The 21,496-nt window shown below is 46.1% G+C and carries 30 protein-coding genes; all 30 read left to right on the plus strand.

The window, feature by feature from the left end:
- The first annotated feature begins 2 nt into the window (after positions 1-2).
- The 30 genes from IR173_RS04225 to IR173_RS04355 all read left to right on the plus strand — a co-directional run bounded on the left by IR173_RS04225 (position 3) and on the right by IR173_RS04355 (position 21,420).
- Entirely contained in the window at positions 3-926 is a 924-nt protein-coding gene (locus IR173_RS04225; protein ID WP_237038452.1) for a hypothetical protein, read from the plus strand.
- A gap of 47 nt (positions 927-973) precedes the next feature.
- On the plus strand, positions 974-2,773 hold the full coding sequence (locus IR173_RS04230; protein ID WP_237038453.1) for a phage tail sheath family protein: 1,800 nt from the start codon (positions 974-976) through the stop codon (positions 2,771-2,773).
- A gap of 33 nt (positions 2,774-2,806) precedes the next feature.
- Positions 2,807-4,333: a phage tail sheath family protein gene (locus tag IR173_RS04235; RefSeq protein WP_237038454.1), complete on the plus strand. Its 1,527-nt coding sequence runs from the start codon at positions 2,807-2,809 to the stop codon at positions 4,331-4,333.
- Positions 4,334-4,387: 54 nt separating this feature from the next.
- Positions 4,388-4,855 (plus strand): phage tail protein, encoded by a 468-nt coding sequence (locus IR173_RS04240; protein ID WP_237038455.1) that lies wholly within the window; start codon positions 4,388-4,390, stop codon positions 4,853-4,855.
- 3 nt (positions 4,856-4,858) lie between these two features.
- Complete coding sequence (locus tag IR173_RS04245) at positions 4,859-5,356, plus strand: phage tail protein (protein WP_237038456.1); 498 nt, start codon at positions 4,859-4,861, stop codon at positions 5,354-5,356.
- Positions 5,357-5,363: 7 nt separating this feature from the next.
- A complete protein-coding gene (locus tag IR173_RS04250) occupies positions 5,364-5,549 on the plus strand; it encodes a hypothetical protein (protein WP_237038457.1) in 186 nt (61 codons plus the stop codon).
- Between the two features lie 12 nt (positions 5,550-5,561).
- Entirely contained in the window at positions 5,562-6,224 is a 663-nt protein-coding gene (locus IR173_RS04255; RefSeq protein ID WP_237038458.1) for a CIS tube protein, read from the plus strand.
- Between the two features lie 4 nt (positions 6,225-6,228).
- Complete coding sequence (gene vgrG / locus IR173_RS04260) at positions 6,229-8,004, plus strand: type VI secretion system tip protein VgrG (RefSeq protein WP_237038459.1); 1,776 nt, start codon at positions 6,229-6,231, stop codon at positions 8,002-8,004.
- A 58-nt stretch (positions 8,005-8,062) separates the two neighbouring features.
- Positions 8,063-8,365 carry a PAAR domain-containing protein gene (locus IR173_RS04265; protein WP_237038460.1) on the plus strand — a complete coding sequence of 101 codons (303 nt, stop codon included), beginning with the start codon at positions 8,063-8,065 and terminating at the stop codon, positions 8,363-8,365.
- Positions 8,366-8,474: 109 nt separating this feature from the next.
- A complete protein-coding gene (locus IR173_RS04270; protein ID WP_237038461.1) occupies positions 8,475-8,618 on the plus strand; it encodes a hypothetical protein in 144 nt (47 codons plus the stop codon).
- A 1-nt stretch (position 8,619) separates the two neighbouring features.
- The gene (locus IR173_RS04275) at positions 8,620-9,042 is read left to right on the plus strand and encodes a type II toxin-antitoxin system VapC family toxin (protein ID WP_237038462.1); all 423 of its coding nucleotides are present in this window, start codon (positions 8,620-8,622) and stop codon (positions 9,040-9,042) included.
- A gap of 252 nt (positions 9,043-9,294) precedes the next feature.
- Positions 9,295-9,423 (plus strand): hypothetical protein, encoded by a 129-nt coding sequence (locus IR173_RS18050; protein ID WP_262914272.1) that lies wholly within the window; start codon positions 9,295-9,297, stop codon positions 9,421-9,423.
- A gap of 9 nt (positions 9,424-9,432) precedes the next feature.
- Complete coding sequence (locus IR173_RS04280) at positions 9,433-9,744, plus strand: HigA family addiction module antitoxin (protein ID WP_237038463.1); 312 nt, start codon at positions 9,433-9,435, stop codon at positions 9,742-9,744.
- Between the two features lie 39 nt (positions 9,745-9,783).
- Positions 9,784-9,948, plus strand: coding sequence for a hypothetical protein (locus IR173_RS04285; protein WP_005817492.1), 165 nt, complete (start codon positions 9,784-9,786; stop codon positions 9,946-9,948).
- A gap of 209 nt (positions 9,949-10,157) precedes the next feature.
- Complete coding sequence (locus IR173_RS04290; RefSeq protein WP_237038464.1) at positions 10,158-10,592, plus strand: GPW/gp25 family protein; 435 nt, start codon at positions 10,158-10,160, stop codon at positions 10,590-10,592.
- Entirely contained in the window at positions 10,589-12,205 is a 1,617-nt protein-coding gene (locus tag IR173_RS04295) for a fimbrillin family protein (protein WP_237038465.1), read from the plus strand. Before IR173_RS04290 ends, IR173_RS04295 begins: the two co-directional genes overlap by 4 nt.
- A gap of 125 nt (positions 12,206-12,330) precedes the next feature.
- Complete coding sequence (locus tag IR173_RS04300; RefSeq protein ID WP_237038466.1) at positions 12,331-12,966, plus strand: hypothetical protein; 636 nt, start codon at positions 12,331-12,333, stop codon at positions 12,964-12,966.
- Positions 12,967-13,335: 369 nt separating this feature from the next.
- Positions 13,336-14,049, plus strand: a complete 714-nt coding sequence (locus tag IR173_RS04305) for a DUF6261 family protein (protein ID WP_237038467.1) — start codon at positions 13,336-13,338, stop codon at positions 14,047-14,049.
- Between the two features lie 95 nt (positions 14,050-14,144).
- Positions 14,145-15,866 carry a hypothetical protein gene (locus tag IR173_RS04310; protein WP_237038468.1) on the plus strand — a complete coding sequence of 574 codons (1,722 nt, stop codon included), beginning with the start codon at positions 14,145-14,147 and terminating at the stop codon, positions 15,864-15,866.
- Between the two features lie 424 nt (positions 15,867-16,290).
- Positions 16,291-16,449 carry a hypothetical protein gene (locus IR173_RS04315; RefSeq protein ID WP_237038469.1) on the plus strand — a complete coding sequence of 53 codons (159 nt, stop codon included), beginning with the start codon at positions 16,291-16,293 and terminating at the stop codon, positions 16,447-16,449.
- Between the two features lie 8 nt (positions 16,450-16,457).
- A complete protein-coding gene (locus IR173_RS04320; protein ID WP_237038470.1) occupies positions 16,458-16,733 on the plus strand; it encodes a hypothetical protein in 276 nt (91 codons plus the stop codon).
- 50 nt (positions 16,734-16,783) lie between these two features.
- Positions 16,784-16,969, plus strand: coding sequence for a GNAT family N-acetyltransferase (locus IR173_RS04325; protein ID WP_237038636.1), 186 nt, complete (start codon positions 16,784-16,786; stop codon positions 16,967-16,969).
- Between the two features lie 466 nt (positions 16,970-17,435).
- Positions 17,436-17,588: a hypothetical protein gene (locus tag IR173_RS04330; RefSeq protein WP_237038471.1), complete on the plus strand. Its 153-nt coding sequence runs from the start codon at positions 17,436-17,438 to the stop codon at positions 17,586-17,588.
- A 69-nt stretch (positions 17,589-17,657) separates the two neighbouring features.
- Positions 17,658-18,170 carry a GNAT family N-acetyltransferase gene (locus tag IR173_RS04335; protein ID WP_237038472.1) on the plus strand — a complete coding sequence of 171 codons (513 nt, stop codon included), beginning with the start codon at positions 17,658-17,660 and terminating at the stop codon, positions 18,168-18,170.
- A 345-nt stretch (positions 18,171-18,515) separates the two neighbouring features.
- Positions 18,516-18,923 carry a DUF1016 N-terminal domain-containing protein gene (locus IR173_RS18115; protein WP_317207918.1) on the plus strand — a complete coding sequence of 136 codons (408 nt, stop codon included), beginning with the start codon at positions 18,516-18,518 and terminating at the stop codon, positions 18,921-18,923.
- Positions 18,877-19,059: a DUF1016 N-terminal domain-containing protein gene (locus IR173_RS18120; RefSeq protein WP_317207919.1), complete on the plus strand. Its 183-nt coding sequence runs from the start codon at positions 18,877-18,879 to the stop codon at positions 19,057-19,059. Before IR173_RS18115 ends, IR173_RS18120 begins: the two co-directional genes overlap by 47 nt.
- Positions 19,043-19,207 carry a hypothetical protein gene (locus tag IR173_RS18125; protein WP_317207920.1) on the plus strand — a complete coding sequence of 55 codons (165 nt, stop codon included), beginning with the start codon at positions 19,043-19,045 and terminating at the stop codon, positions 19,205-19,207. The genes IR173_RS18120 and IR173_RS18125 overlap by 17 nt, the downstream gene beginning before the upstream one ends.
- 132 nt (positions 19,208-19,339) lie before the next feature.
- Positions 19,340-19,480, plus strand: coding sequence for a hypothetical protein (locus IR173_RS04345; protein WP_237038473.1), 141 nt, complete (start codon positions 19,340-19,342; stop codon positions 19,478-19,480).
- A gap of 112 nt (positions 19,481-19,592) precedes the next feature.
- Complete coding sequence (locus tag IR173_RS04350) at positions 19,593-20,087, plus strand: D-Ala-D-Ala carboxypeptidase family metallohydrolase (protein ID WP_237038474.1); 495 nt, start codon at positions 19,593-19,595, stop codon at positions 20,085-20,087.
- Between the two features lie 469 nt (positions 20,088-20,556).
- Complete coding sequence (locus IR173_RS04355; RefSeq protein ID WP_237038475.1) at positions 20,557-21,420, plus strand: virulence RhuM family protein; 864 nt, start codon at positions 20,557-20,559, stop codon at positions 21,418-21,420.
- Positions 21,421-21,496 lie beyond the last annotated feature (76 nt).

A 21,496-nucleotide genomic window follows, 5' to 3' on the forward strand; every position in this document is an offset into this window, starting at 1 on the left:
ACATGGGACAGTTTGTGAAGCTTATCGGCATAAAGATTGAACACGGTTACTATAAAGACGTAACCGATAAATTCTGCATTGTACCCACGGTGAAAACCGAAACGCTGATGCGTAACCGTGGAATAGAATTCAGAAGGACCGGAGACGGTTGCCAATGGCTGATGGCTGAAAATTGCAACGGATTCCTGCCCGGCGACCGGTTGGAATGTACCTTGCAGGTGCGCGATGCGGACTTTATGTACGTAACGCAACTGGATGATTATCGGCCACAGTCGTTTTATCGGTTGGACTTATCCGATGAAAACCGGATAACAGATGTGGTTTCGGCCCTCGTCCCTGTAAGCGACACGGCAGGTGCATCCTGTTTTTGCAATATCAATATCTGTCTGACGCCCGATGTGCTGAAAGAGGCGAAAAACGGAACCCCGTTTGAATACACGCTCGGATTCCGCAAAGCGGCTTTCCGCTGGGAATACCTGTTTGTGCGCCGTAATGATGACGCTCAGGAATCGAAGGTGTTGCTGTTGAAAGATACCAAAGGGAAAATTCTCTTCTCCCTTCCCAAGAAGCTGGTAAACACACCTTATGGTGAAATAGCGTGGCAGATTATCTCTACTTCTCCCGTTGTCTGCCGGCAGCACCCGGATTGCGAGCTGGTGCTGACAGAGGTGACGGTAAAGGAACTTGGCGAGAAGTTTATCGAAAAGTTTATCGAGAAGCTCAAATCCCAAGAACGGCTCATTCTGGAATTGGAAGAAGATATACAGTCGGGAAAATTCTCCAGACTGACTGCGGAGACGGTGTCCGAAACCATCTCCGACAAATCACTGAAAAGGAAGACACTAAGTCGTTTTATCCCCTGTCCGCAGCCCGGAAGATTCAAATCGGAAGAACGTGACTGCATACGGCATGTGTGTTACATTTAACTATAATCAGCCATATCAATAGTATTAATCTTAAAAAATAGAATCGTATGGGAAACATGAAAACACCCGGCGTTTACATCGTAGAGAAGAATGCCTTCCCGAATTCGGTGGTAGAAGCTGAAACCGCTATCCCGGCCTTTATCGGCATAACGGATAAGGCACAGAATGGGAATGATGACTTGAAAGGCGTCCCTTGGAAAATCTCGTCAATGACGGAGTATTTGCAGTATTTCGGCGGAGCACCGAAACTGGAGTTTGCGGTAGATATTAAAAAGTACTTCTATCTGTCGGAAGAGCAAAAGAAGGAGGGAAAGACATTGACGGATGCATTGAAGGAACCGGCACCGGGAATCTTCCAGTATTGCATCCGTCCGTCGGGAGAATGCGGAAAGGTGAAATTCGATGAAGATAAAGCCGGTACTGAAGAAGATGATAAAAACGGTGAAGAAACTCCTGTAGGATATGCCTTCCGTGTGGATGGAGCCAACCCATATACCTTATATTACAATATGCAGATGTTCTTCGCCAACGGAGGCGGCACTTGCTATGTGGTATCAGTAGGAAATTATGGGGATGACAACAAGGATACACTGAACGATAAGAATGTAGAAGCGGCGTTGGCAGCTCTGGAGAAAATACAGGAAGTGACCATGATTATAGTTCCGGAAGCGGTAGAAAGTAATGCATGTGCCAATATACAGCAGCTGATGATGAAGCATTGTGGAGAGATGGGCAACCGTTTCGCCATACTGGATGTGCCGTCAGGAGCAGCAAACACTCCATTGGACAAACGTATGGAAGCGTTCCAGAATACCGTAACCAATTATTTCTCTTACGGCGCGGCTTACTTCCCGTGGCTGAATACTTCGGTATTAAGTGAACGCGATTTGAACAGCAAGATGTTCAATTGGAAAAAGGGTGTTTATAGCAATGCCAAAAAACTAACAGTTGATCCTAATCTTGCAAATATAGCAGATGCTTATTATTCAAACACTATAGAGTTGACAGCCGATGAAAATATTAAAATCGTCAATGGCATTACATTTAAATTATCAAGTGAAATAGAGAACGGAGAAGTCATAAAAGACGGAACATTACTATACACAATATCACAATATGCGGAAAAAAAAGATGATGCAAAAGCACTCATTTCAAAGACATTTACCGTCATTTGGCCAACACCAACAAATATGAACGAATTTTATGCTGCCTTGTCAAATTCTTCTCCTTTATTCAAGCAGGCAATCAAGGCCATACTGAAGCAATTGAACCTGCTTCCCCCTTCGGCAGCTATGGCAGGCATCTATACGATGGTGGACAGAAGCCGCGGCGTGTGGAAAGCTCCGGCGAATGTGACACTGAACTATGTAAACAGCCCGGCGGAAGACATTGATGATGAAGGACAGGCCGGCCTGAACGCCCCGATGAACGGAAAGGCCATTAATGTAATCCGTGCTTTCCGTGGCGAAGGCATAAAGGTGTGGGGAGCACGCACACTGGACGGAAATTCTCTGGACTGGCGATACATCAACGTGCGCCGCACGATGCTCTTCCTCGAAGAATCTATAAGAAACGCCGCACGCGCTTACGTGTTCGAACCGAACGATGCGGGTACCTGGATTAACATGAAGTGCATGATAGAGAACTTCCTGCGCAGCGTGTGGAAACGCGGCGGACTGGCAGGCGCCACCCCCGAAGATGCTTTTGAGGTACACATCGGACTGGGTGACACCATGACCGGCGATGACATACTGGAGGGCATCATGCGCATCACGGTGCTGGTGGCCATCACGCATCCGGCAGAGTTCATCGAAATAACCTTCCAGCAGCAGATGCAGAAGAGCTGATAACCTATTGTTAAACTAAAATATCAAAAGACCATGGGAGAATACAAAACCCCGGGCGTTTACATCAAAGAGAAGAACGCCTTCGGCAACTCGGTAGTAGAAGCCGAAACCGCCATTCCCGTCTTTATCGGTCTGACCGAGAAGGCTGAAAACGGGACGGAACAGGTGTTGATGAAGCCGATGAAAATTTCATCGATGACGGAGTATTTCAAGTATTTCGGAGGTGCGCCAAAGCCGAAGTTCACACTGTCGGTTGAGCCCGGAATCTTTAAAGATGACGCCCAAACTTTATCGGTCTACAACAAAGACCAGAAGGTCAGTCTGAAAGCCGTACTGCAAGGGAACTTGTACACTCTGTACTATAACCTCATCCTGTTCTTCGCCAATGGCGGAGGCACTTGCTACATCCTATCCGTCGGCAACTATGAAACGACGCTCAAGGAGGCCTATACAGAGCTGAATAAGGATATCATCTTTTCCAATCTGAAGAAAGTGCAGGAAATCACCATGCTGGTCATTCCCGAAGCAGTGAATGCGGACAGCTGCACGAATATCTACATTGATATGCTGGCGCATTGTGAGAACATGAACCGTTTTGCCATTTTGGATATCCCGTCACCCGGCAAAGGAGCGGTTGATGAGTTCCGTAACGACATCGGCGGCAACCACCTCTCGTATGCGGCGGCTTATTATCCCTGGCTGGAAACATCCGTGCTGTCCGACAATGACATTACGGAAGAGACGATGTGCTGGGACCAGAACACGAACTGGAATGCCATCGTTGACAAGAAAGGACTGAAGGAAAGCGAGACAAGCCCTATTGTCAAGTACATCAATGCTACTTTTGATAAAATCGAGCAAGAAACGGATGAGGCGAAAAAGGCGGAAATGCAAGAGGCAGGCCGTAAGGAGATGCACAATGCCATGATGCAGAACCTTCCGGAATACAAGCTGCTTGCACAGAAAATCAAGAACTTCCTGAACCATCTGCCCCCTTCGGCAGCGATGGCGGGCATCTATACCATGACCGACAACACCCGCGGCGTATGGAAAGCTCCGGCAAATGTATCCGTCAACTATGTGAACAAGCCTTCGGAAGTGATAGACAACAAGGCGCAGGAAGACCTGAACATGCCGATGAACGGAAAAGCGGTCAATGCCATCCGCACCTTCCCCGGCGAGGGCATCAAGGTATGGGGAGCACGCACACTGAACGGCAATTCGCAGGACTGGCGCTACATCAACGTGCGGCGCACGATGAGTTTCCTTGAACTGTCGGTAAAGAACGCCGCCCGTGCCTACGTGTTCGAACCGAACGACGCAAGTACCTGGATCAACATGAAATGTATGATAGAGAACTTCCTGCGCAGCGTGTGGAAACGTGGCGGACTGGCAGGTGCTACCCCCGAAGACGCCTACGAGGTGCACGTGGGACTAGGTGACACCATGACGGCCGAGGATATTCTGGAAGGCATCATGCGCATCACGGTGCTGGTAGCCATCAGCCGTCCGGCAGAGTTCATCGAAATCACGTTCCAGCAGCAGATGCAGAAGAGCTAAGGCTGCAAAATTTAAATAAAGAATAGAATATAAACTTTTTAAAATTTAAATAGTATGGCAGAAGATGGATCAACCCAGAGTAAGGATACACAAGCATGGCCGTTGCCAAGTTTTTATTTTTCAGTCAATGCAGGTGATCGGAAAGTAATCTCATGCAGTGAGGTTTCAGGTCTTGATGCAGAATATGAAGAAATAAGTTATAGGGCTGGAGACAGTAAGTCTTTTAACAAATTGAAAATGCCCGGATTGCGCAAGTCCGGCGATGTGACGCTTAAAAAAGGGATTTTCAATGGTGATTCGACGATGTGGGACTGGCTGAACGACACCAAGATGAACACTACTAAGCGCCAGACAGTTACGATAAGTCTGCTGGATGAAGATGGAAAACCTGCGCAGACCTGGGAAGTGGCAAACGCATGGCCGAAAAAAATAACAGTGGAAGGCTTCAAGTCTGACGCTACCACTCCGGCGATAGAGACACTGGTACTGGCAAACGAAGGTGTGACGTTGAAGGGTAAATAGTCCATGGAAAAGCCCTCCACATCACAGCCTGCCATGAGATGGACGCCTCCTGTATCCTTCTATTTCAAGGTCGTATTCCAGAAGATGAACCATCCTACTTTTGAAGCCTCGTTTTTGGAAGTCAGCGGTCTGTCATGGGATATGGGTAAAAAGGCGTATCGTGGAAACGATGGCAGTTTTCAAGTGGTACCTACAGGATTGACTTACACGAATGTCGTGCTGAAACGTCCTGTGGGACCGTTGTCCGGTTCACTTGCAAAATGGATCAAGGACTGCCAAGACTTCATGCTTAATGCCCGGAAGAAAAAGGATATGAAAGCTGTTCCTACTTATGATGTGGTCATTCATTTGCTGGACGAGGACTCTAATCCTAAAGCCTCGTGGCAATGCCTTAAAGCTTATCCTATGAAATGGAGCTTGGGAACCTTCGATTCCGGCAAAAGTGAACTGGCTACGGAAACTTTAGAATTGGCATACGCCTATATGGAAAGAGTAAAATAGCATACTTATGCCGGTAGTAATCAAGGAAATGCGCATCCGCACCGTGGTGGAGAAACGAATCGTCACGGAAACGGAAGTATCGGATGAAATCATCCGCAAGATAGAGAGCCGCGTGCTGGACAGGCTGTCCGAAGAGAACCTCACCGGGCAGCCTGCCGGACGGCGGCAAACGAAGAGAAGAAACGAAAGATAAGACAGAAGCGATATGGGAAAGATGAAAATAACCGCCTATACGGATGACAGTTTCAACAGCGTGTACAAACCTGCCCTGGAACTGCCCATCAACCCGGAGAAGGTGAAGCTCGGCAAGGGAATCCGCTATGCGGAAGACAAGCAGCTGGGCAGCCTGAACGGGTCCAACGTGTATGTGCGCTATCAGCCCGAAACGCTTCATTTCGAGTGTATGCTCGATATGACCAACGCCATGGAGGACGATGACGAGAAGAAACCCGTACACGCCATGGTGGATGAGATTGAGGCAAGGCTCTACGACTACAACACCGAGGGACACCGCCCCTCGTTCGTCAAGGTGGAGTACGGCGACATCACCTTCTTCGGCCAGCTGAAGACACTGGACACGGAATATACCCTGTTCGATGCCGAAGGACTGCCGCTGCGTGCCGAGCTGAAAGTCACGCTGACGGGCTATTGCAGCCAGAAGGAAGAGAAGAAGCACTTCTCCAAACGCTCGCCTGATGTGTCGCGGCTGGTCACCCTGAAAGAGGGACAGACACTTGCCTCCCTCTGTTATGAGATATATGGCGACGCGCTCTTGGTGGGGCAAGTCGCACGGTTTAATAACCTCAACGGCTACAGGAGCATACCGGCAGGTACGCAACTGCTGATGCCGATGCTAAAAAAAGAATAAGATTATGGCAGATTCACCTTCCATATATAAAGACCGGGTATTGTCTTGCTCCGTTTATTGCAACGGCAGCAAGCTACCAGACACCTTCTCATTGGTGTCCGCCAAGGTGCGGCTCGAACTGAACCGCATTGGCAAAGCCACATTGAAATTCAATGCGGGGAACATGGACAAACAGACCTTCGACGAGAGCGACGACACGCTGTTCAAGCCGGGCAACAGCCTCCGTCTGGATGCCGGCGGCATTGACAAGCAGGAAACGCTGTTCGAGGGCAGTATCATCGGGCTGCGCATCCTCACCGGGAAAGACTTACGTTCCTACATGGTGGTGGAATGTCGCGACAACGCCTATCCTGCCACGCAGGGACGCAAGAACCGCATCTTCGAGAAGAAGAAAGACAGTGACATCATCAAGGAAGTGCTGAAAGATTATGGTAGCGTGGAAGTGGATGCCACGCCCTACCAACACCCCACACTGGTGCAGTATTACTGTTCCGACTGGGACTTTGCCCTCTCCCGTGCCGATGCCAACGGCCTGTTCGTCTGCACGGACGGCAGCAAGATAAAGGTGAAGAAGCCCGAGGTGGGTGCCTCGCCTGTACATACCGTCACCTTCGGCACGGACATCGTCTCTTTCGACCTCGAGCTCTCGTCGGACGACCAGTTCACGCAATATGAGGCTGTTTCTTGGAGTCCCAAGGAGCAGAAAGCCGTCAAGGTCACTGCCTCCGCTCCCTCACTGAACAAGCAGGGCGACCTGCAACCCAAGAGCATCGCCTCCGGCGACAGCCTGCTGCTACAGACCGACGCGCCGACGGACGAGAAAGCATTGAAGCAATGGGCGGACGGCATGGCACTGAGGGCAGGACTGGCACGCTACCAAGGCTCCGTCAGCTTCTATGGCTCTGCCAAGGTGAAGCCCGGCTGCCTCATCGAACTGAAAGGACTGGGCAAGCGGTTCAACGGTAACCTGTTCGTAGGTTCGGTGACGCATACCCTCGAAGACAACGAGTGGACCACCGAAGCAGGCGCAGGCATATCGCCCCTCTGCATCACCGACGAGCCGGATGTAGTGAGTCCTTCCGCCTCCGGCTTCCTGCCCGGCCTGCAGGGACTCCATGCGGCAGTGGTGAAGAAACTGGACGGCGACCCCTTGAACGAACAGCGCATACAGGTGGAACTGCCGTGGATGGACGGACAGAGCAAGCTGCTCTGGGCACGCCTCTCCACACTGTACGCCACCGGCGGCATGGGTTCCTTCTTCCTGCCCGAACCGGGTGACGAGGTCATCATCGGCTTCATGAACCAGGACCCCGTCCACCCCGTGATACTCGGCTCGCTGTACGGCGAGAAGCACAAGCCGCCCTACGAATACGAGGCGAAGAACAACACGAAAGCCATCGTCACACGCGAGAAGATGCGCATCGAGTTTGACGAGGAAAAGAAAATCATAACGGTGTCCACCCCCGGAAAGAATACGGTGGAACTGAGCGACGACGGAAAGCACATCAAGCTGACCGACCCAAACAAGAACGAAATAACGATGGACAAGAACGGCATCACGCTCTCGTCCGCCAAAGATATTACGCTGAAAGCCAAAGGCGGCATCACGATGGATGCCACGATGAAAATCAGCGGAACCGCCAAGCAGGACATCAGTCTGGAAGGGCTGAACGTGAAGGTGCAGGCGAAAATCGGAGCCACCGTCAAAGGCAATGCCACGGCGGAACTCTCGGCAAGCGGCCAGACCACCGTAAAAGGTGCGATGGTAATGATTAATTAATGGACAATTGACAATGATGAGAAACGATTTTTTAATTTTTAATTTTTAATTTAAAACGATGCCTCCAGCAGCAAGAATAACTGATATGCACACCTGCCCCATGCAGACTCCGGCGTTTCCCGCGCCGATTCCTCATGTGGGCGGCCCGGTAGTGGGTCCCAGTGTGCCCAATGTATTGATAGGGAAACTACCGGCAGCGGTAGTGGGTGATATGTGCGTATGCGTCGGTCCGCCCGACACAATCGTAAAAGGCTCGTCCACGGTGATGATAGGAGGAAGACCGGCAGCACGCATGGGCGACAGTACGGCACATGGCGGAACGATAGCCGCCGGATGCCCTACGGTGATGATAGGAGGATAAACAAAAAAACGTTCTTTGACATATTGGAAAACGAAATAAGGGCACAAAGATGCTGACTTTCCCGTTTTTTCCTTAACTTTGCCATGCTGAACCAATTACATAGTGAATCATGGAAAAGAAAATAGAAAAGACAAAAGAGAAAACGGTGAAAACAAAGGTACAAAAACCGAAGAAGAAAGTCAGTAAAACGTGGGAAGCCATTCAGAAGTTGAAAGGCAGTGTCATTGTCAACGACCCTACTTTGCTACTGTAACATGAGATACCTGATAGATACCAATATTCTTGTTTATGCCATAGCGGAGCCGGATTTATTGAGTGATGATGTAGCTGCAATCATAGCGGAGCCGGATGCAGTATTGTATATCAGTGCTGAATCTGTAAAGGAAATGGTTGTGGCATATCGTAACAAAGGTTTGTGGTCCAAACGCTGGAAAACGGCGGAAGACATGGTAAAGTCCATAGAAGATGAATATTATGTGAAGATACTTCCTGTAAAGAAAGAGCACATACTGACTTATTCTAAAATGGAACTGAACGAAAGACAGTGTCATAAAGACCCTTCCGACCATGTAATCATAGCCCATGCCATAACCGAACATCTGCCGCTCATATCGAGCGACACTCGTTTTGATTTCTACCGGAGTCAAGGACTTGATTTGATTTTCAATAAGAAATAGAATTATTCATCCCATCCCCTTATTTCGTCCCACAAAGAAGCCTGTTGCTCCTTTGTGGGACGTTTGTTTTCCAATATGCCAACCCACGGTGATGATGAGACAATCAGTTTCACCATCCTCCGAAAAAAAAGAATAAACGAAGCGTTCTTTGACATATTGGAAAACGAGAAACTTTCAAAAAAAGTCCTCATATATTGTGGACTCAGGGCGAATTATACTACCTTTGCCGGAGTTGAAGATAACAATTGAAGCATGGAGATTAAGTTCGAAAAAGATTATTTGGAGGAACTATACCTCAAAGGAAAGACCTCCGATAAAAAACATCGTTTTCAGCCCCCAATCGTTACCAAATACCGCAAGACGATAGACTTGCTGAAATAAACAACAGATATGGCAACCGTAAGATTTGGATATACTCCGACCCATCCCGGCGAAGTGCTGAAGGATGAAATAGAATACCGCAAGGTTTCACAGCGGAAGCTGGCAGAGCAAATGGGCATCTCCTACAAGGCACTCAACGACTTGCTGAACAGACGACGCACGCTGACCACCACCACCGCCATGATGTTTGAGGCGGCACTCGACATACCTGCCGATTCGCTGATGCGACTGCAACTGAAATATAACATGCAGCAAGCCATGAACGACCCCTCGCTCACAGAGCGTTTGAAACAAATACGCAAATTCGCGGCTCTGTTGTAATATCCCGGCATACGAAAGAACAAAGAAAGGAAAACAGTTATGGCAAGACCAATAAAAGAAACTCCGATACTTTTCGGCAATGATGCCCGACGGTTTGAAGAGCGGATGAAGCAGAAGCGTACCGTGCCGAAAGAAGAAATAGAACGCGTGCGCGAACATTATCGTATAGCCATGAGTATCTTTAAAAAAGGGAAAGATGACTAACATAAGAAGACGATGGCGAAATGACACGCCTGCTCTATTTTGACTTGGCAGATTACAAGAACAGTATGCAAGACTGATATTCATAAAATACGAAAGAATGTTTCTCGTCCCACAAAGAAGCCTGTTGCTCCTTTGTGGGACGTTTGTTTTCCAATATGTCACCTTGAACCGGAAACAATAGAAATGAAACAACAGAAAGGATAAACGATATGAACGAACTGAAAACCATCTTGAACAACGAGGCATTCCTCGGCCGTGGCTGGAGCTTTCCGCCACAGGTTACCGACGGAGGCGTGCGGATGTCCGCCTACGAGCAGGACATAGAGGAGAGCCTGCGCGTGCTGTTCAGCACCTCGCCCGGCGAGCGTGTCAACCGCTACGACTACGGCTGCCCTCTGCGCCGCTACGCTTTCGAGCCGATAACCACGGAAACCACCGTGCGGATGCGCAACGACATCACGAGGGCCATCATCCTCTATGAGCCGCGCATCACGCTGGAGGAAGTGTCATTCGAGGAACAGCCGGAGCAGGGAGTGCTGCTGATACACCTCGCCTACACGGTTATCCGCACGAACAACCGCAACAATATGGTTTACCCGTTTTATCTGAATGAAGGAACAAATTTAAAAAACGAAAATATATGAACAGACTAAGATTGATAAAGACAGCCTACACCGCTTTGGCGTGCCTCATGCTCGCCGCCTGTGCAAGCGATGAACTGACGGACGGCACGGTGCAGGACTTGCCCGAAGGGAAATACCCCTTGCAAATAGCAGGCGTAAGTATAACGGCGGGAAGCAATGCCGAGCCGTGGGGGGCGGATACTCCACAGACACGCATGGCGGAAAACACAACTGACGGAAAGAGCAGTGCGTGGGAAAACGGAGATAAGATAAAGGTACAAATAGGCGATGTTACACCGGGCACATACACTTACCAAAGCAGCGGTCTGACCGTAGCAGCTGGTGATGCGTACGCTTATTGGGCAAGCAAAGCAGATAATCAGACCATCCGGGCGTGGTACACCTCGTCTGGCAACGAAACGGTCGATCTCAGCGATCAGACAAAAGGTCTTGTCTATGTGGTGACAGCCCAGACAACTGCCAATTTCAACACAGAAGTATCGCTGACATTCTCCCACGCTCTTGCCAAGGTGCGTGTGGGGCTTACCGGCGAGATAGCAAGTTTTGTGGATAATGTCAGCATAAAGGGCTACACCACCTGCGCCCTTTCACAAGGTACGTGGAATGGTGCGAATGTAGGTGAAATAAAAATGTATAAGGTGGCCGACAAGGTGTTTGAAGCCAATGTATATCCGGGTTATCAGATACAAGAAGTCAAGGCGAACAATGGGGCATGGAGTACACTTACTACCGCTGTCGCTCCTGAAGCAGCGAAAATATACAAGATAGAAATTGGGGTAACGAGCAAAACCATAACGTTGTCAACAGAAACGGAAGAAGTCTGTACCGTTGAAAGCGGCAAGTCTATTATCATTGATGGTGGAGGAAACGAGCTGAATAAAAGGATAGTCATCCAAGACAACGCAAAGGTCATGTTGAAGGACGTAAAACTCGCTGCCCCTACCACCGAAGTCAATACCATAGAAATAAATGGCTCTGCAACGCTATTGTTATCGGGTACTAATGAAATCAACGGTGCCACGTATGGCTGCCCATTAACTGTCATAGGAGGTACGTTGACCATTAACGGAACAGATAACGACAAATTGACACTGACTGGAGGGATTTCTTATAATGCTGGAGGCTTGGGCCTTTGTGAAGGGGCAAGCCTGATTATCAATGGTGGACATATTGTGGCTACTAGTCAGGCTTCAGATGGAAGCGGAATTGGGTCCTATTGGACTGGGTGGAATAATCCTAACTGTGGCTCTATCACAATAAACGGGGGCCAAATAGAAGCAACTGGCGGTAGTCGATCGGCAGGAATAGGAGCAGGAAGTCAATGTAAATGTGGGGATATCATCATAACAGGAGGTACTATTACCGCTACAGGTGGAAGTCAGTACGGAGCCGGTATTGGCTCAGGTGGAAGTGGTCATCGGTACGATCCTGAATGTGGAAATATTACAATATCCGGAGAAAATACTGTGGTTACGGCAGCGGCAAGCGGAACAGACTGCGATAAGATAGGTATCGGTGGTAAAGGTGGAATATGCGGCACCGTCACCATTAAAGCCGGTGTTACAGTAAACAGCACTAAGTATACCGAAGACCATGTTGGCAGGATTGAATGATTGTTATGTCAGATTTGCTGACTGCTAATAAATATCTCTTTGCTTTTCCTGAAGTGTCACTTCGGGAAAAGCAAGGTGAAACAGAGAGAAACGAAATATTGTATTAACTTTAAAATTGAGTGATTATGTACGAAGCAAGACAAAATAAGGAAAATATGAATAGAGTTATAGGTGGTGAGGATGTTAATTGTAATAGACAGAAAATCAAGAATAAAAAAACAGTTAATCATAAATGTGTGACAATGCAGCAGCTTTTAAGGGCAAATAATATTATCCAAAACAAGCCGCTTCAATTTGTTAGTTTCATTAATAAGACTTATGCAGGAGAAATCTCAAGATGGGGATTTAATCAGAAAAGTTTGGTTAATAGTGCAATAAATAAAGGAAATAGTCATTTAACTTTATCCCAAAATGAAACTCAAGATCCAATAGTACAAAACTGTATTGCTCTTGTGATAGATGCTATATCAGATAATGATCTAAAAATCTATAAGTTGCATACAGATGGAATACTTGCACTTTCTGTTCCAAATGGGCCACTTGAGATTTCGTTAAACATTACTGCACATGGAGATGATGAGGATGAAATCTCAAAGACTTTAATCCACGAGTGTTTTCATATAAAATGTGGAGGACTTACAGGTGTAAATGAATATTCTTGCACTTGCGACAAAGATGCTGCGAAAAGAGATATTGAAAATAAACAAAATAGTTCTAACATAAATCCTGATTCATTTGCACAATTTGTTATGAAATGCTAATAGATGCCCGTTCCTACGGATTTGCAATCCGCAGGCTATGCGTATCAGGATTTATAATCCGCTATCCGAAGCGTGACTTCGGGGGATGCAAAGTGAGACAAAGATAAATGAACTCCGTGCAGCCCATGAAGTGGGAACTCTGATTCAGTGGAAAATAAAAACTCCGGGCAAGAGCACAACTTTGTTAAAAGTTGCTTCGTCGCTGTCAGCGACAGTGCAAAAATGTAAAAAGATGCTTTGTCGCTACCAGCGACAGCCCGAATTTGTTAAAAGAAGCTATATCACCATCAGCGACAGTCCGACTTTGCAGAAAGTTGCCCTGTCCGTTTAAAATAACATCAAAAAAACAACCATTAAAAACAGAAAATTATGGCAAAGATTAAAAACTTCAATATCAAGAAACTTCGTACCGAAGAAGACTTCGGCTTCCAGAAACGCATCGAGGCCGAAACCGCCCTGCTCACCGTAGAGACCGACAAGCCGATGGTAGCCGCCTACAAAGCCGCCCTCACCGCCTTCGATGATGCCCTGAAAGGCAGTACAAGCAACTCTCTGTCGTCCGCCGTGACCCGTGCCGACGAAATGGCGGATGCCGCATGGAGCGGACTCAATGCCCAGACAAAGGCGATGCTGGGTCACCCCGTTGAAGCCCTCCGTACCGTTGCCGCCGAAGCTTCCGCCCTCATCGCCAAGTACGGCAACCCCACCGCCATGGCCTACAACGAAGAGTACGGTCGTCTGCACAATCTCCTGCAAGACCTCGCCGCCCTCGGTATCGAGAAGCAGAAGCAAATCTATATCGACGCTTGGGTCACCGAGCTTCAGACCCGCTGTGACGAGTTCGCTGCCGCCTCTGCCGCCCGCGATGCCGAAGCCGCCCTCCGCATCACCGGTATTGTGAAGCAGACTCGCAATGATGCCGATGATGCTTTCCGTGCGCTGGCGGAGCGTGTGAATGCGCTTGCGCTGGTGAATGGCGAAGATGCGTATGCCACGTTCATTGACCATGTGAATGTGATTATTGAGCAGGCGAATGCGGTGCTGGCAGGGAGAAGTACAAGGGCGGAGAAGAAGAAAGAGTAAAGACGGTTGGGATAAATCTTGTTGTCGAAAGGTGCTCTCCCTGTCATCAGGGAGACTGCATTTCAAAGAAGGAATTGTAGTAACTTTAAAATAGAATGAATATGTACACGGGTAGGCAATTAAAGAATGAGGCGGGAAACAAAGTTTCTCGGCAGATGGAATGTGGGGCGAGGCAGTTGGTGCAGATACGGGATGAGAGGAAAACTTTCATTCAACAATATCCGTCAATCCATTTTATTTCTAAAGTATCAAAGCCTAATGATAAGATGCAAACTTTATCACAAATGTATAATGGCTTACATACACCTATTGCCCGTCCAATGACTATTCAAATGCTAAACCCCTTTATAAGACGTTTACTTAAAGGTAGCGCAGCTGGAGCAATACTAGGCTCTATAGTACCTGGCATTGGAAATTTAATTGGAGGAGCTGTAGGGGCAATTACAAGTTTAGCTAAAGAGCTCATAGAAGCTCAAAAACGGAAAAGAATAGCGGAAGAAAAAGGGGTAACTGTTTCAGATGACATAAGTGGGTTTATTCTTGCAAAAGTTGAAGATGTTTTGAAAATATTACCTCTTGCTCATTTAAAAGGAAATGGGAGACTTCGGCATATTAAGACAGGAGACAATGACATGGGAAATGCCAGTTCTTATGATGGTGAAAGTACTATTAATATTTGTAATCCATTAAGTATGCCTGATTTTTTATATGCTTTATTAAGTAAAAAGTATGGTTTGATAAGATACTGTATGGATAAAGGCTCTATAAAAAAAGGTTCCACTATTGGGTATGGCAATGAACGACAATATAATTCAAAAATAGATGAAGAATATATGAACTCCCAACCTAGACATGTAATGGCTGGTGTGTCCGAAGCCAATTCGCAAGAGAAATTGTTGTCGTGGACTTTAAGACATGAAATAGGTCACTCTATTGATCAACAGATACATTGGCAAGATGATTATTCCAAAGAAACTATGTTTGGAGGATGGGAAATGCTTGACAAAGAAAAATTTTCAGAGAAAATCTTAGAGATGGTACATGTAAACAAAGAAGATGTTACTTTTAAAATTGAAAAAGATGAAGATGGAAGTCCTATGAAATTCTTATCTGCCTTAGATCTTATATCAAGAGGATTAAAATATGATGTTAGTATCAGAAACAAAGGTGAAGATGTTGATAATAAGAAAATTCTCGAAAAAATAAAGAGGAAATGTTTCTTAGCTTTTAATCATCCATGGATGTTTGATGATGGATGTATAAAGGACTTATCATGTGATAATAAGATTTATATGTATGATGAATATGGCAACCCATGCAGTTACAGAGCAGACCAAAGAAAATATGCGGTTTCTAATTATCAATTTGCAGCTGCTAATGAATGGTTCGCAGAAGCTTACGCTGCATTTTATAATCCAGACCCAAATGCAGCTTCAAGAGAACGCCTTTCAAATGATGTAAAAAAATGGTTTACAGAAAATTTAGGCGGGTATAATAAGAGTGACAGATGGAATTCCCCAGCTGCGTTCATTACAAAAAATGGCACATTAACTGCTGCTTATAAAAAATGCGCATATTACCTGCATGAATACACAAAAGATTATGCAAATATCGATGAAAAAGGCATTTGGTATAAGGCTATTCAGCTTATGAATTTACGTGAATGGGAAAAAATGCCTATAGCTTATGAAATATATGATTTAACAAAATCAGATGATTCTATTGCCAATTATTATGCAGCTTGTAAACTAATAGAAAATGTAGAATTGACAACTTATAGACAAACACTCTTGAACGAAAGAGACTCTCAGGCATAACGGCACGCTCCGAACCACCTACGAAGCTAATCCTCGTCCCGATTTTTTCTGTTCGCACGATTTCTATCGGCAGAAGCTGAATTATATTCATGACAATCCGGTGAGGCAGGAAATGGTTGCACGACAAGAAGAATATCTGTACAGTTCGGCAGTGGACTATGCAGGAGGAAAAGGGTTGCTGGAAGTGATTGTTTCGGATTGAAAATCCTGATACTCGGGACAATCTGATTGCAAATCCGATTGAACAAAAAATCCGATTGAACGAAAGTATAGACAGACTATATAAGCACATTTCATGGTGCTTAACACAATACGTTCTTTGACATGTTGGGACAAAACGGAAAATAAGAGAATAATATATTTGGTGATGAAGTGCGAATGACGTATCTTTGTTGCTGTAAATCAAACGAAAGGAGGATAATGTATGGCAAGACCCATTAAGGAAACCCCAATCTTGTTCGGGGAAGACGCAAAGAAGTTCTTGAAATCAATTGAAGATGTCAAGCCGGCTTCCCAACAAGAAAAGCAGCGGATTAAGTCTGCTTACGAGAAAATGAAGAAAATAGCCACATTCATGATGTAATATTTTCTATGAGACTGATTAAAATAGAAGATACCAACGAAATAAAGCCATTCAATTGCGGTGACGACGACTTGAATGGCTTTTTGTTGGAAGATGCCCGCTATTACCAAGAGCAATTGATAGCCAATACGTTTATAATGGAAAACGAGGAAGCGACAATCGCCTTTTTCAGCTTGCTTAATGATAAGATTTCCCAGACAACCATTGACAAGAACCTTTGGCGCAAGTTGCGTAAATCTTTTCCTTATAGAAAGCATTTGGGCAGTTATCCGGCTTCAAGATAGGCAGGCTGGGTGTAACGACCTCTCATCGTGGCGAAGGTATCGGCACGGACATCGTTTCCGCCGTAAAGCAGATGCTTATCAACCGGCAGTCAGTATCCGCCACTCGTTTCCTCACTGTTGACGCATACCTTTCGGCTGTTTCTTTTTACGAGAAGAACGGTTTTCGTCCGCTTCTGAATACGCCCTGTGAAGATACCCTTCCCATGTATTTCGATTTAATGCAACTTGTCAAATAAATCGTATCTTTCCCCATAGCATTCCTATTCTCTTATTTTCCGCCCCTCAATTCCGTTCTTAACTGTTGATGGAATTGAGGGGCGGTTTCCGTTTTGTCCCGGCAGGACAAGATGAGCGAAAAACTAATCTTCCCGAACCCGTTCGAGGAAGTAAAGCAAAAGGAACGGAACCTATAAATCAAACCATAAAAAACGAAAGTATTATGGCAATTTTAGTAAACCCCATTCAGCGCCCCAATCCGCTCGACAAGGATGCCGCCAAGAAATGGTATGTAGTGCAAGTGACAGTGGATTCTGCTATATGATAAAGTATAGACAGACTATATAAGCACATTTCATGGTGCTTAACACAATACGTTCTTTGACATGTTGGGACAAAACGGAAAATAAGAGAATAATATATTTGGTGATGAAGTGCGAATGGCGTATCTTTGTTGCTGTAAATCAAATGAAAGGAGGATAATGTATGGCAAGACCCATTAAAGAAACCCCAATCTTGTTCGGGGAAGATGCACGCCGCTTCTTGGAACGGATGAAGAATCCGCCCAAGGAAACAAAGGAAGAAAGAAAAATCCGTCTGGAACACTATCATGCAGTGATGGCTGCATTCAAGAAATGATAAATTATGGTTCTGACGGCAGAAATGTTTAGAGCGACTTATGAAGTTCGCCGCCTGAATAAAAAGGAAATGATAAAATCGTTCGATTGCGGAGACGCGGATTTGAACGATTTTATATTGAAGGAATCCTCGCTTTACCGGCAGGCATTATTGGCCGTCAGTTATGTTGTGGAGAAGAAGCAGGAGAACCATTCGGTCACGGCCTACTTCAGTCTGGCAAACGACAAGGTTTCACTGAACGACTTTGAAAGCAAGACGGAATTTAATCGGTTCAGAAAGCATCGGTTCGTGAATGAGAAGCGGCTGAAAAGCTACCCTGCCGTAAAGATTTGCCGTTTGGGGGTCAATCGGGAAGCAAAAGGACTGCACATAGGTTCTTTTTTATTGGACTTTATCAAGAGTTACTTTGTGGTTGACAACAAGACCGGATGCCGATTCCTGACGTTGGACGCTTATGCCGCAGCCATCCCTTTCTATCTGAAGAATGGTTTCATTCCTCTGAATGAGGAGGATGCCGATTCAGAAACACGCTTGTTGTATTTCGATTTGGAAACCATTTCTGATGACGATTTTGAAGAATAATATATAAATATATTCTCTCTCTTATTTTCCGCCCCTCAATTCCATTCTTTACAACAGATGGAATTGAGGGGCGGTTTCCGTTTTGTCCCGGCAGGACAAGATGAGCCGGGAAACCAACCTTCCCGAACCGCAAATCTGTACTTACGGAAGTACCGGCTTGTACTAAAGGAAGTACAGACTTGTAGTTGAGGCAATACGGGATGGCGGTTCGGGATATACAAAATAACAGAAGCGTTCTTTGACATATTGGGAAAAAGGAATAATGGGATAAACAGTCTGAAAACATTGGCAATGCGGAAGAAAATCCGTACTTTTGTTGTTATAAATCAAGCAGAAAGGTATTCTATGGAGAAACTAATTATACAAGACAAGGACTATGTGACGTGGATGACATCGCTGTGTTCGCGCTACCGCCAAAGTCAGATAAAGGCGGCGGTGAAAGTGAACAGTGAGAAACTGATGTTCTACTGGTCGTTGGGAAAAGACATTGTGGAACTGCATGCGGAAAGCAAATGGGGTGACGGTTTCTATAAGAACGTGTGCCGCGACTTGAAGGCGGCACTGCCCGGCGCAAATTGTTTTTCGGAGACAAATGTAAAGTATATGAAGAACTTTTATTTGCTTTACAGTCGCTATTCGTCAATTCGCCCCCAAGTTGGGGACGAATTTGGCAAATGTCTCCAACCAGATTATGCACGACGTGTTCATGATACTATGGGGACACCACAAGTTGCTCATAGACAAATTCCATGATACTCCGGAGAAAGCATTGTTCTTCATGCGCAAAACCATAGAGAATAGTTGGAGCCGCGCCCTGCTGCTCAATTTCATCGATACCAACCTCTACGAGCGTCAGGGCAACCATCGGTCTGTTGATATGCAAGAATAAGGACAACATCTTCGCGCAATATTCGCTCGAAGGCTACAACCAGCCTATCGGCATATCCGAGTTTGAGGGCGTGAACGTGTTGCCGGAAGGTTTCAAGTCATCTCTGCCCACGATTGAGGAGATAGAGAGCAAGCTGGGCAGTAAATAAGAGACAACGCCATACATCACATTATTCCGCTTTCCTTTGACTGCCTGAATACAGTAAGAGGAAAGCGGTTTCCTTTTTCCAATAGTCAGAAGTAAATATAAAGTAATAAGAAACAGATAAAAACAACAGCCTATGGCAACAAACGACAGACACAGCGGCACGCTCCGCACAGACTATGAGACCGACCCGGCGCGGCTGCACGGACTCCGGAGCAATAGCATAACTTTATTAAAAGAACAACCATTAAAAACAGAAAATTATGGCAAAGATTAAAAACTTCAATATCAAGAAACTTCGTACCGAAGAAGAAAGATGGCGTATAATAGCTCTTCAAAATCCGATGGAACGAAAATCAGAAATGTATAACATATAATACTTTAAGCTTATGAAATATTTTACTATGGAAGAATGTATCCTCTCTAACACAGCAAAGAGAGAAAATATCAACAATACACCGTCAATCGAGATAGCGGCGCACATCGTGGAGTCCGTAGAAACGCTGCTGGACCCGCTGCGTGAGGCGTGGGAACGGCACTGCAAGCAGCACCGTTGGAATGAAGTGCGCATCCGTATTTCTTCCGGCTATCGCTGCCCGAAACTGAATGATGAGGTGCACGGCTCGTCCACCTCAGCGCACTGCTACGGCTATGCTTTCGACCTCATCCCCATTAATGGAAAAATGCTGGAGTTCAAGCGTTTCTGCCGCACGTTCCTTGCCAACCGCGCCTTCGACCAGCTCATTTCCGAGAAGGAGGATGCCAACGGCGTACCCAGGTGGATGCACGTGGGCTACAAGTATATTGACGGCGTACAGCAGCGCAGACAGTACCTCTATTCAGTACAAGGAAAACCTGAGCTGATTCGATCACATATAAAATGAAAGCCTGACCGCTATGGGTGTTGGACGCATTGCCGGCGGTGTTTTCGTTCCATCGGATTTGCAAACCGCAAGAATCCGATGGAACGAAAACAGAATATACAGACTTTAGACAGATTAGTTCTGTTAAGTCTAAAATTGAAATTCGCTCTTTGACGTATTGGGAAAAAGGAATAATGGAAACCATGTTCCATTTTGGAACACATGGCTAATGACGAAAATCTTCAACTGCCTAGAATTTCCGGACAGTTGGCAGTTTGAGCAAAATCTGCCTATACTGCCGTCCTTTCTGAAATTGCGCTAATTTGGCAAAAGTTACGAACTAAAGAATATTAATACGACGATAGGGATGCACCGTTTCTCTTCAATGAATCCGGTGGGTTAAAATAAGGAAAAGAAAGCAATGACAATTGGCTGACTGACAGATAAAATATAGTACCTTTGTCCTCTTGAAAAAATAAAAACGATATAAATGGAGAATCAAGGAGAAATCATACTCTATCAGCCGGACAGCGAGGTGAAGCTGGAAGTGCGGCTGGAAGAGGAAACGGTGTGGCTGACACAGGCACAGATGGCAGAGTTGTTTCAAACCACGAGAAACAATGTTACCCTGCACATTCGTAACATATTCAAGGAGGGTGAATTGGTCGAAAATTCAGTATGTAAGGAATCCTTACGTACTGCCGCTGACGGTAAAAAATACCGCACAAACTTTTACAACCTTGATGTGATAATATCTGTCGGATACCGAGTTAAGTCGGTAAGAGGCACACAGTTCCGCCAATGGGCGAACAAGGTACTGAAGGAATATTTATTGAAAGGATATTCAGTGAACCAACGGTTAAGTAACCTTGAGCACCGGGTGGAAAGCAAGTTTATAGAACATGAAAAACGTTTAGACAGGATAGACGGCAAGATAGACTTCTTCGTGCGCACCTCGCTGCCACCGGTAGAAGGCATATTCTATGACGGCCAGCTGTTCGATGCCTACAAGTTCGCCATAGACCTGATACGGACGGCAAAGAAATCCATCCTGCTGATAGACAATTATGTGGACGAATCAGTATTGCTGATGCTCAGCAAGCGGAACAACGGAGTGAAAGCCGACATCTATACGCAGACAATAAGCAGCCGGCTTCAACTGGACTTGAACCGCCACAACAGCCAATACCCTCCGATAAAGATACATGCCTACAAAAAGAGTCACGACCGCTTTCTGATAATAGACGGTACGGATGTGTATCACATCGGAGCCTCATTAAAAGATTTAGGAAAGAAGATGTTCGCCTTCTCCAAGCTGGAAATTCCGGCGAAAGCCATTACGGACTTACTGTAAGTCCCCGTTTCATCCCCATTATTCCGCCTTGTTTTTGCAATCCGATGTTGCCAGAGCAAGGCGATTTCTTTTTCCC

This window comes from Phocaeicola faecalis (genome assembly GCF_021730445.1).
Lineage (GTDB): Bacteria > Bacteroidota > Bacteroidia > Bacteroidales > Bacteroidaceae > Phocaeicola > Phocaeicola faecalis.